The organism is Bacteroides caecigallinarum (genome assembly GCF_021531075.1).
In the GTDB taxonomy this organism is placed as follows: Bacteria; Bacteroidota; Bacteroidia; order Bacteroidales; family Bacteroidaceae; genus Phocaeicola; species Phocaeicola caecigallinarum_B.
On sequence record NZ_JADYTJ010000011.1, the window covers coordinates 40890 to 53266 of the forward strand.

Annotated in this window: 6 protein-coding genes and 2 pseudogenes; all 8 read left to right on the forward strand. The window is 40.5% G+C overall.

The annotated features are described in order from the left end of the window. Window positions 1-11: 11 nt before the first annotated feature. The 8 genes and pseudogenes from I6E11_RS04960 to I6E11_RS04995 all read left to right on the forward strand — a co-directional run bounded on the left by I6E11_RS04960 (window position 12) and on the right by I6E11_RS04995 (window position 12349). Entirely contained in the window at window positions 12-1658 is a 1647-nt protein-coding gene (locus tag I6E11_RS04960) for a fimbrillin family protein (protein WP_235336743.1), read from the forward strand. A 283-nt stretch (window positions 1659-1941) separates the two neighbouring features. Continuing rightward, window positions 1942-4116, forward strand: a complete 2175-nt coding sequence (locus I6E11_RS04965) for a glycoside hydrolase family 97 protein (RefSeq protein ID WP_204392514.1) — start codon at window positions 1942-1944, stop codon at window positions 4114-4116. A gap of 117 nt (window positions 4117-4233) precedes the next feature. Then, a complete protein-coding gene (locus I6E11_RS04970) occupies window positions 4234-6540 on the forward strand; it encodes a glycoside hydrolase family 31 protein (protein WP_235336744.1) in 2307 nt (768 codons plus the stop codon). A 244-nt stretch (window positions 6541-6784) separates the two neighbouring features. Next, window positions 6785-7117, forward strand: a pseudogene (locus I6E11_RS04975) (DUF3836 domain-containing protein); the annotation flags it as partial. A 9-nt stretch (window positions 7118-7126) separates the two neighbouring features. Further along, window positions 7127-7843: pseudogene (locus I6E11_RS04980) on the forward strand (acetyl-CoA hydrolase/transferase C-terminal domain-containing protein); the annotation flags it as partial. A gap of 184 nt (window positions 7844-8027) precedes the next feature. After that, window positions 8028-10862 (forward strand): leucine--tRNA ligase, encoded by a 2835-nt coding sequence (gene leuS / locus I6E11_RS04985; RefSeq protein WP_235336745.1) that lies wholly within the window; start codon window positions 8028-8030, stop codon window positions 10860-10862. A gap of 11 nt (window positions 10863-10873) precedes the next feature. After that, window positions 10874-11770 (forward strand): YitT family protein, encoded by an 897-nt coding sequence (locus tag I6E11_RS04990; RefSeq protein ID WP_235336746.1) that lies wholly within the window; start codon window positions 10874-10876, stop codon window positions 11768-11770. Beyond that, on the forward strand, window positions 11771-12349 hold the full coding sequence (locus tag I6E11_RS04995) for a non-canonical purine NTP diphosphatase (RefSeq protein ID WP_235336763.1): 579 nt from the start codon (window positions 11771-11773) through the stop codon (window positions 12347-12349). Window positions 12350-12377 lie beyond the last annotated feature (28 nt).

The window sequence follows — 12377 nt, forward strand, 5'->3', positions numbered from 1 at the left end:
AGATTTAAGCAATGAAAAAGAAAACATGTTTTGTTATGCTGGCTGCTTTGATGATGGCAGGTTGCAGCAATGAAGTAGAAGAACAGGTAATGGATAGCAGACGGGTACCACTGCAAATAAATGGTGATATCAATATGCTTATGACACGTGCGGCAGATGACCATTGGGATGAGAATGACACTATCGGTGTGTATATGGTAACTGCAGAAAATAGCATAGTAGGTGGTGTAAGTAATTATCGTTATGTAGTAATTGATAAGGACAATGGTAATTTTTCTCCTGACGGGGAAACTAATACGGCTTATTTTCCCGAAAGTGGTGATGCTGTGAATGTAGTGGCTTATTATCCGCAAGGAGATGTAGTTGAAAATAAATTATCGTTGGATTTAGCTAATCAGGATGTGCAGCCACGTATAGATTTAATGTCAGCAAAAGCAGAAGGTGCAAGTAAAAGTAATCCTATTATTAATCTTGAATTTAAACATCGTTTGACTAAACTTTTTTTTAAAATAGAAGGTGATGTCAATACCGAAGGTATACATGCTGCAATAGACAATCAATATACTGATATTCAGTATGATATTTTGAATGATAAGTTGTTGATTGCTGATGGGAGTGAAAAAGAAAACATAGTTATGAAATATTGGAATCTTGATGAAGGCACGAATAGGTTTGTTGAAGCTATTGTGTTACCCAATGACGAAAACAATAGTGCAGTAGATCGTCAATTGACATTTCAATTGAATGAAAAAATATTTAATGCGACGATTAGTAACACTACTACATTTGAACCTGGTAAGAAGTATACTTATACAGTTAAATTTGAAACAACTCCTTCAGGAAATATAAATGTAAGTATTACAGGAGTAAACGTTAAGAATTGGGACGATGGTGATATAAGTGATGGTAATATAATAGTTCCTGGAACATTGAAATTTGATAAATTATACTTGGCAAGTGGTTTCACGGATTGGCAACTGCCGTATGAAATGACGAAAAGCGAAGATGGGAAAACCTTTACTTGGACAGGAAATGTAACCGGTGATAACCAAGAAATGAAATTTGCTCTCCTTCAACAAAGTAATATTGGAGATGTACAATTAATGCCTAATATGAATGGAGCAACTAATAAAGATGTAGAATTAGGTGCGGAAATGGATGCATATCCTGTGATATATTATTATAATGATAATGAATCCATTAAACGTGATAATAAGTGGGTGATAACAGAAAAAGGTACATATACTGTCACTGTTAATGTGGAAACTATGAAAGTAAAAGTGGAAAAGTTAGATGTTGTTTATTTGGTTGGAACTGTTTTAGTGCCAGAGGGTGAAGATCCAAACAATGGTTATGATTTGAAAAGAGCTCCCTATTTTACAAAGATAGATGGAAATAAATATGAATTGACAATCAACTTGCATGAGGGTGAATTTAAAATACTCTCCAAAATAGAATATAATAATAATAATAATGATTATTATGCTCCTGAGGCAAATGCTGCATTTGTAACAGAAGGTAACATGAATGTAGCTTATCGTCAGGGGAATGGTGGAGATTACAAATGGCAAGTAACGACAGACCAAACCGGTACTTATAAACTTACTCTGGATGTTTCCGATTCGAGTAATGTGACATTAACCGCAGAGAAATTATAATCAGCAATAACTGAATTGGTTAGGGTGAAATAACAGTTTTCAGGATTTTATAAAAAGCTTATATCCTCATTCATAAATACATGTCTATATTAACGGAATAATCTATGAATGAGGATATTTTTTTGTACTATTAAAAGCCTTTTAATAAAGGCTCATATAGTAAAGGGGCGGGGAGGTATAATCAAGGAATAGACATAGGTTATACAAACTGTCAGTTAGTGATATGAATTCAGATAAATCATACAGATTTATTTATTATTTACTTAAACAGGTACTTTTGAATATGAAACAAACTTTTCAAATGATAGTATTGGTAACTTGTGCGTTGTTTATGGCACTGACGGTGCAAGCGCAGAATGCTACCAAGGTTTACCAACAGGTTTCTCCGGACAATAATGTCCATCTTTCTTTTGAACTGCAAGAAAAAGGCAAACCCTCTTATTCTTTACAATACAAGAAATCTCAGGTTATCAATCCCAGTACCTTGGGTCTTGAACTGAACGGGCAGGAAAGCTTGCAGGAGGGGTTTGAAGTAGTAAATACCTCTACATCTTCGTTCGATGAAACTTGGCAACCGGTGTGGGGAGAGAATAAGGATATACGTAATCATTATAACGAACTGCTGGTGGAACTGAAGCAAACATCGACCGGCCGTTTTATGAATCTTCGTTTCCGCGTGTACGACGATGGGATAGGCTTTCGTTACGAATTCCCTCAGCAGAGGAATTTGGTCTATTTCGTTGTCAAGGAGGAACATTCGCAGTTTGCCATGAGCGGTGACCATACTGCATGGTGGATTCCGGGAGATTATGATACACAAGAATATGATTATACGGAGTCTAAACTTTCCGAAATCCGCGGGTTGCTGCAAGGCGCTGTCAGCGGTAATGCTTCGCAGACTGTTTTCTCGCCTACCGGTGTGCAGACTTCCCTTCAGATGAAAACGGCCGAAGGACTTTATATCAATTTGCACGAGGCTGCGTTGGTTGATTATTCATGTATGCATCTTAATCTGGATGATAAGAATTTAATATTCGAATCATGGCTGACTCCGGATGCGGTAGGAAACAAAGCATATATGCAGAGTCCTTGCCATACTCCTTGGCGTACGGTGATGGTGAGTGACGACGCACGGAAGATATTGGCATCGAATCTTATTCTTAACCTGAATGAGCCTTGTAAATATGAAGATACTTCTTGGATTAAGCCGATGAAGTACATCGGTGTGTGGTGGGAAATGATTGCCGGTGGAAAGCCATGGGCGTATACTTGGGATATTCCTTCGGTGAAACTCGGTGAAACGGATTATACCGGGGTGAAACCCAACGGGGTCCATCCGGCTAACAATGCTAATGTAAAGAAGTATATTGATTTTGCCGCCGAACATGGCTTCGACCAAGTATTGGTGGAAGGCTGGAATATTGGTTGGGAAGATTGGTTTGGCAATTCTAAAGATTATGTTTTCGACTTCCAAACTCCTTATCCCGATTTTGATATTAAAATGCTGAATGAATATGCTCATTCAAAAGGGGTGAAACTGATGATGCACCACGAAACATCATCCTCTGTACGTAACTACGAACGGCATATGGAAGCGGCTTATCAGCTGATGAATAAATATGGATATAACTCGGTCAAGAGTGGTTATGTGGGGAATATAATTCCCCGTGGAGAACATCATTACGGACAGTGGCTTAATAATCATTATCTGTATGCTGTGACTGAAGCTGCGAAGCATCGTATCATGGTTAATGCCCATGAGGCAGTACGTCCTACGGGACTTTGCCGCACGTATCCAAACCTGATTGGTAATGAGTCTGCCAGAGGTACGGAATACGAGGCTTTTGCCGGTAACAAACCTTTTCATACCACTGTGCTTCCGTTTACTCGTCTGCAAGGCGGCCCGATGGATTATACCCCTGGTATTTTCGAAATGGATATGAATAAATTGAATCCCAACAGTCATTCTCATGTAAACTCCACCCTTGCGCGTCAACTGGCATTGTATGTCACTATGTATAGCCCTTTGCAAATGGCTGCCGACCTTCCGGAGAATTACGAACGTTTTATGGATGCTTTTCAGTTCATCAAGGATGTAGCGGTAGATTGGGATGAAAGCCGTTATCTTGAAGCCGAACCGGGACGTTATATTGTGGTTGCCCGTAAGGCTAAGGGAACGGATAATTGGTTTGTAGGCTGCACCAGTAACGAGGACGGTCATATTTCAGCATTGAAGTTGGACTTCCTTGATAAGGATAAGAAGTATATTGCCACTGTCTATGAAGACAGTAAGGATGCCCATTATCGAACTAATCCTCAAGCTTATACCATTCGGAAAGGAATTGTGTCGGCCAAATCTGTATTGAAAATGAAAGCAGCGCCGGGTGGCGGTTATGCTATCAGTATCATGGAAGTTACGGATAAGGCTGCAATGAAAGGAGTGAAGAATCTGAAATAATATTTTAATTGAAACATTGAATGCCCAATGAATGGATTTAAGAAATCTTCTTCTCAAAAGAAACCCTTGTTGCAAGGGTTTCTTTTGGATTTTAAAAAGGGGAAAACAATTATTTGTTTGGTTGCCCTACTAATGCTGGCAACCGCAAAGACTTCAGCGTCCGATAATAATCCGGTTGCCAACCCTGAAGCGGTGGTGATTTGCGGAAAAGCGCGCTTCACTGTTCTTACACCGGAAATGATTCGCATTGAATACAGTGCTAAAGGTATATTTGAGGACCAAGCTACGTTTACCGTAACCAATCGTAGGCTGAAGGTGCCACGTTTCAGGAAGAGGGAAGACAATACGTATTTGTATATAGTTACCGATAAGGTAAGGTTGAAATATCGCAAAAGTACAAATCCGGTGACAACTCCTGCCTCTCCTGAAAATCTGACCATAACTATCGATAACAATGGATGTGAGTCTGTGTGGTATCCCGGTAAATCAGATTCGTTGAATCTTAAAGGTACCTGCCGCACTCTTGACGGAAGTAATGGAGATAATAAGCGTGCCGAAATGGAGAACGGATTGATATCACGTTCCGGATGGGCTGTCATAGACGATTCATGGGCTGCCATACGCTCTGACGGTGGGCGTTCTTATGCTCTCCGGCCCAATGCGGATATGGAGTTTGACTGGTGGGCGGAACGCTCCGATACGGATGCTCTTGACATCTATTATCTGGGTTATGGTAATGATTATAAGAAAGCTATTTCCGACTACACTAAAATTGCGGGTAAGATACCATTGCCGCCCGATTATGTATTCGGATATTGGTATAGCAAATACTCTGCTTATTCGGCAGATGACTACCGCCGGATTATGTCTGAAATCAAGGATAATAAGATTCCTGCCGATGTAATGATTCTGGATATGGATTGGCACTGGAACGTAGGAAATGGACAATCCGGAGATAAAGGTGGTTGGACAGGATGGTCGTGGAATACCAATCTGATACCGAATCCTAAGGGCTTGCTCCGGGATATCCATGATAATAATTTTAAGATTGCCCTTAATCTTCATCCTGCCGACGGTATAAACAAGAATGAATCGCCTGTCTATTTCGCGGCAATGAACTCGGAACTTAATGGTAAGTATCTTAACGACAAAAAAGATAATATCTCTTGGAGCATTGACTATACGGACTTTACAAAATCATTCTTTAAAAATATCATCCGTAATCACGAAAGTGAGGGAGTTGACTTCTGGTGGATTGACTGGCAGCAACATCTTACAAGCAATAATACTTACGGATTGAGTGAAACATTCTGGTGCAATCATATATTCTTTAACGATATGGCGAGAAAACGTACAGACCGCAGACCTGTAATTTTCCACCGTTGGGGAGGCTTGGGCAGCCATCGTTATCAGATTGGTTTTTCGGGCGATGCTCTTATAAACTTTCAGACTCTTGGCTTCCAACCTTATTTTACGGCTACAGCTTCGAATGTAGGGTATGGTTATTGGGGGCACGATCTTGGCGGACATGCATTCACAGATGAGAGTATTGTAAATGATCCGGAACTTGTACTTCGTTGGATACAATTCGGAGTGTTTACACCGATTTTCCGTACACATGCGACAAACGATGCACGCATAGAACGTCGAATTTGGAAGTTTGATAATTTTCCGACGATGCTTGAGGCGGTACGGCTTCGCTACTCGCTTTTTCCCTATCTCTACACTATGGCCCGTAAAGCTTATGATACCGGTATATCTGTTTGCCGTCCTCTGTATTATGAATATCCGGAGAGTGAGGAAGCTTATGTCTATGAGAACGAGTATTTTTTCGGTGATGATATCCTTGTAGCTCCTATCACTGAAGCTGCTGTTGATGGTATCAGTGCCAAGGAAATCTGGTTTCCTGAAGGAAAATGGTGGAGCGTATCTACCAATGAACTTATTGAGGGACCGTGTAAAAAGGTTATGAATTTCACACACGAGCAAATACCCTATTTTTTCAGACAAGGGGCTATCATACCCTACAACCCTCCTACTGTAATGAATGTTACCGAACGTCCGGATAATCTAATCCTGAATATTGTAGCCGGTTCTGATGGTGAAAGTTCTTTATATGAAGACAGTGGAGATAATAGTGATTATGCCACTATGTACTCTACAACAGCTCTGAAACAAATAGCTGATGGAAATAGAGGTAAGTATATTATTTCTGCACGTCGGGGTAATTATAAGGGTGGCGTGTCTGTACGTTCATATACGTTGCGGATATTTGATACTGCCGCACCCGTATCCGTAAAGGTGAACGGTAATACTGCTGTATCGTATGTTTATGACAAAGATAAAAGATGTACTACGGTCGAGGTTCCTGCCATAAAATGCTCCACAGGAGTTAAAGTTGAAGTTATCTATTCGAAAGAATAGATAACTTCAAATCTGTTTTTGAATACGCTATTGTCGAAAGATATTTTTCGGCAGTTGCATTTTTTATAATGTTCGCTTTTGCGCGGACAGTTGTTCGGAAATGAACACAGCTTTGTTTTAAATAATCGTTGATTTTCAGTTGTTTATAAGTTTGGCACAGCAATTGACTATATATAGCCGAAGGCGCTCGGCAAAGAAAGCCTGAATAACTCAAACTAATAATAACAATAAAAACATAACGATTATGAAGACAAATGTAATTCTTAAGGCAGTGGTAATGGTAGCGGTAGTAATGGCAAGCGTATTAAACTTCTCTGCGAATGCAATGAATCCTACGGATTACGTAAAGAACGAGGAAATGAGCGGCGAACTGGTAACAGCCCGGACAATCTTCCGTAATGAGGATGGTTATTTATTCCGTCACCTGCGTTATACTTATGGCTATGACAATGAGAATCGTGTAATCAGCAAAGAAGCTTCCAAATGGGACAGTGTAAAAGAAGCATGGGTTCCTTACTTCAAGCTGGATATCGAATATACGGGTGATGAGGTTTCTTTGAGCTATGCCCGTTGGAACTCCAAGGACAATATAGCGAATGCAGTGTTGAGTGCATTAGGTAAGAATCCTGATGTTCCGGCATTTGAAATGTACACAGAGGTTATACAAAACTCTGTTATAGATTTGATAAAAGCAGGTAGAATCAAATTTGGTAGCACATGTTCTTTGAGTGTGACAAATGACTGTTTGCAAGATATTTATGATAATATTGATTTTTTCCGCGACAAACTTGTGTTGCGCCCTTCTGAAATTTCAAACTGTCCGGAAGTGGTACGTCGTCTTGGGGTCATTTCAATGAATACAGCCATTGAAGCCGATATTTACGGTAACGTAAACTCTACACATATCTGCGGAACTAAGATGATGAACGGTATCGGGGGCTCTGGTTATTTTACACGCAGTGCTTATATTTCTATATTCTCTTGTCCTTCTACAGCAAAAGGTGGTTGCATCAGTTCTATTGTTCCTATGGTATCGCATCAGGACCACAGCGAACATTCTGTAAATGTAATCATAACGGAACAAGGTATAGCTGATTTGCGTGGAAAAAGTCCTATGGAACGTGCAAAGACTGTTATTGAAAATTGTGCTCATCCTGATTATAAACAATTGTTGTGGGATTATCTCAAGATAGCTAGCAAGGGGCAGACCAGCCACAGCCTTTCTGCAGCATTGGGAATGCATGAAGTGTTCCTCGATAAAGGGGATATGCGTTTGACGGATTGGGCAGAGTTTAAGAGATAAATAAAAGAATTGTCATAAAACAATATTAGGCGGCAACAAGAATTAAAGTATATTATACTTTGTTCCTTGTTGCTGCTTTTTGCTTTCATTCTATTGTCTTTTGGAGTATCTTTATTTTTTTTATTGTATCTTTGCAAACAAATTGGATAAATAACGTAAAATCAAATATATAAAGTACATCGCTATGGAATATAATTTCAGGGAGATAGAAAAAAAATGGCAACAGAAGTGGGTGGAAAACAAGACCTACAAAGTTACAGAAGATGAATCAAAAAAGAAGTTTTATGTGTTGAATATGTTCCCTTATCCGTCGGGAGCAGGACTTCACGTAGGTCACCCGCTGGGATATATTGCCAGCGATATATATGCCCGATACAAGCGACTTCAGGGTTTCAATGTTCTTAATCCGATGGGTTACGATGCTTACGGACTGCCTGCAGAACAGTATGCTATCCAGACAGGACAACATCCGGCTGTAACTACTGCTGCTAACATTGCACGCTATCGTGAACAGCTTGACAAGATTGGTTTTTGCTTTGACTGGGACCGCGAAGTTCGTACTTGCGAACCTGATTATTATCATTGGACACAGTGGGCTTTCCAGAAGATGTTCAACAGTTATTATTGCAATTCATGCGGTAAGGCTCAGCCTATCGAAAACTTAGTTAAGGCTTTTGAGACAAAAGGTACTGAAGGTATTGATGCTGCTTGCAGCGAAGAATTGAACTTTACAGCCGAGGAATGGAATGCTAAATCAGAAAAGGAACAACAGGAAATCCTGATGAACTACCGTATTGCTTATCTTGGAGAAACTATGGTGAACTGGTGTCCTGCACTGGGTACTGTATTGGCCAACGATGAGGTAGTAGACGGTGTGTCTGAACGTGGTGGTCATCCTGTAGTACAGAAGAAAATGCGTCAGTGGTGCTTGAGAGTTTCTGCTTATGCACAGAGATTGCTAGACGGACTTGAAACTGTTGACTGGACTGACTCTCTGAAAGAGACACAGCGTAACTGGATTGGCCGTTCTGAAGGTGCTGAGGTGCGCTTCAAGGTTAAGGATAGTGACATGGAATTTACTATCTTCACTACTCGTGCAGATACTATGTTTGGTGTAACTTTCATGGTTCTTGCTCCTGAGAGTGAACTTGTTCCACAACTCACTACTGAGGCTCAGAAAGCTGAAGTTGAGGCTTATCTTGACCGTACAAAGAAACGTACTGAACGCGAACGTATAGCAGACCGCCGCGTAACAGGTGTGTTCAGTGGATCATATGCAGTAAATCCGTTCACTGGTGATGCTGTACCTATCTGGATAAGTGATTATGTACTTGCAGGTTATGGTACAGGTGCAATCATGGCAGTTCCTGCTCACGACAGCCGTGACTATGCTTTTGCAAAACATTTCAACTTGCCTATCGTTCCGTTGGTTGAAGGATGTGACGTCAGCGAAGAAAGTTTCGATGCCAAGGAAGGTATCGTTTGCAACTCTCCAAAGGCAGGTGTAACTCCATATTGCGACTTGAACCTTAACGGTCTTACAATCAAGGAAGCTATTGCTGCTACAAAGAAATACGTAAAGGAACATAACCTGGGACGTGTAAAGGTTAATTTCCGTCTGCGTGACGCAATTTTCTCACGTCAGCGTTACTGGGGTGAGCCATTCCCAGTTTACTACAAGGACGGTATGCCATATATGATTGACGAAAGTAAATTGCCTTTGCAATTGCCTGAAGTTGCCAAATTCCTTCCTACCGAGTCTGGCGAACCTCCATTGGGACATGCTACTAAATGGGCGTGGGATGTAAATGCCGGTGAGGTGGTTGAAAACTCCAAGATAGACAATGTAAACGTATTCCCTCTGGAACTTAATACAATGCCTGGCTTTGCAGGTTCAAGCGCATACTATCTGCGCTATATGGATCCACACAATGATAAGGCTCTTGTTTCGGAAAAGGCTGACAAATACTGGCAGAATGTTGACCTCTATGTAGGTGGTACTGAACATGCTACAGGTCACTTGATATATTCTCGTTTTTGGAACAAGTTCCTGTTCGACCTCGGCGTAAGTGTTAAGGAAGAACCATTCCAGAAACTTGTAAATCAGGGTATGATTCAGGGACGAAGCAATTTCGTATATCGTATTAAGGATACAAATACATTCGTTTCTCTTGGATTGAAAGACCAGTATGATGTAACTCCTCTTCATGTTGATGTAAATATCGTATCAAACGATGTTCTCGATGTTGAGGCATTCAAGAACTGGCGTCCTGAATATAACAATGCCGAATTTATCCTTGAAGATGGCAAGTATGTATGCGGATGGGCAGTTGAGAAGATGAGTAAGTCTATGTACAACGTAGTAAACCCGGATATGATTGTTGAACGTTACGGAGCCGATACATTGCGTATGTACGAAATGTTCCTTGGTCCTATCGAACAGTCTAAGCCTTGGGATACTAACGGTATCGACGGTGTTCATCGCTTCCTTAAGAAATTGTGGAGCCTGTTCTACAACCGTAACGACGAATTCCTTCCACAGGACGGCGATGCAACAAAAGAAGAACTAAAGGCTGTACACAAACTGATTAAGAAAGTGACTGGAGACATCGAGACATTCTCTTACAATACTTCAATCAGTGCGTTTATGATTTGTGTGAACGAGCTTACTTCATTGAAATGCCGCAACAAGGCTGTGTTGAGTGACCTTGTAGTTGTTATAGCTCCATTCGCTCCACATTTGGCAGAAGAACTTTGGGCAGCACTTGGAAATACAACATCGGTTTGTGATGCTCAGTGGCCTGCATTCAACGAAGACTATCTGAAAGAAGATACAGTGAAATATACAATTTCTTTCAACGGAAAGGCTCGTTTCACTATGGAATTTGCAGCCGATGCAGATAATGATACAATACAGTCTGCGGTTCTTGCCGACGAACAGTCTCAGAAATGGATTGAGGGTAAGACTCCAAAGAAGGTGATTATCGTTCCAAAGAAGATTGTAAACATTGTATTATAATTTTTAAATAGATGGAGATAGCATTAATGAAAAAACTTGGCCGGGAATCTAAGGATTACCTGGCCATCACTTTTGGTCTGATGTGTTATGCATTAGGTTGGGCAGCGTTTATGCTTCCATATCAGATTACTACAGGTGGTGCAACCGGTATATGCGCAATAATATATTATGTCACAGGTATAGAAATACAAGTATCATATTTTATTCTTAATGCCATATTGATGGGGTTTGCACTTAAGATACTTGGTCCGAAGTTCAGTATAAAGACAATATTTGCCATTATTGTTCTTACATTCTTTTTATGGTTTTTTCAGCGACTTCTGGAAGGAGATGACGGAAAACTGCCATTGTTACTAGGTCCCGGTCAGGATTTTATGGCATGTGTCATAGGAGCAGGTCTCCTTGGTTTCGGTATAGGAATAGTATTCTGCAATAACGGTAGCACAGGTGGTACCGACATCATAGCATGGATTATAAACAAGTATAAGGATGTGACTTTGGGAAGAATGATAATGTATTGCGATATTGTGATAATATCTTCCTGTTATTTTATTTTCCATGACTGGAGACGAGTCCTGTTTGGCTTTTGTGTATTGTTTATTATGAGTATCGTGATAGACTATGTAGTAAACAGCGCCCGTCAGTCTGTTCAGTTCCTTATATTTTCAAGAAAACATGACGAGATTGCTGAAGGAATATCCACTCAGATTAACCGTGGAGTAACTCTTTTGGATGGTAAGGGATGGTATAGCAAACAGGATATAAAGGTTGTGGTTGTTCTTGCCAAGAAAAGTCAGTCGCTTGATATTTTCCGATTGGTGAAAGATATTGACCCTAATGCTTTTATTTCCCAAAGTAATGTTGTCGGAGTTTACGGTGAAGGTTTTGATCCATTGAAAGTTAAGTAAATTATGAAGAAACTTGTTTTTGCAACAAATAACGCACATAAGCTTGAGGAAATCCGTGCTATATTAGGCAATAAGGTAGAGATTCTGAGCCTCAATGATATAAACTGTCATGCCGATATCCCTGAAACAGCAGATACGCTGCAAGGTAACGCTGCATTGAAGGCACAGTATATATATGAGAATTATGGTCTTGACTGTTTTGCCGATGACACAGGCCTTGAGGTTGAGGCTCTGAACGGTGCTCCCGGAATTTATTCTGCCAGATATGCAGGAGGAGAAGGGCATGACTCTGAAGCCAACATGAAGAAATTGCTTTCAGAAATGCAGGATAAGGATAACCGAAAGGCACGTTTCCGTACCGTTATCTGTCTGATAGAAGGTGGTGAGGAACATTTCTTCGAAGGAATAGTAAACGGTAGCATAATTCGTGAGAGAAAAGGCGGAGCCGGTTTCGGCTATGATCCGGTATTCATGCCAGATGGTTATTCTGAGACTTTTGCAGAGATGGGTAATGACGAAAAGAATAAGATAAGTCATCGTGCAAGGGCGGTAAAGAAACTTTGCGAATATTTATTATAAAAACAAAAAAGTCAGAGATAACCTCTGA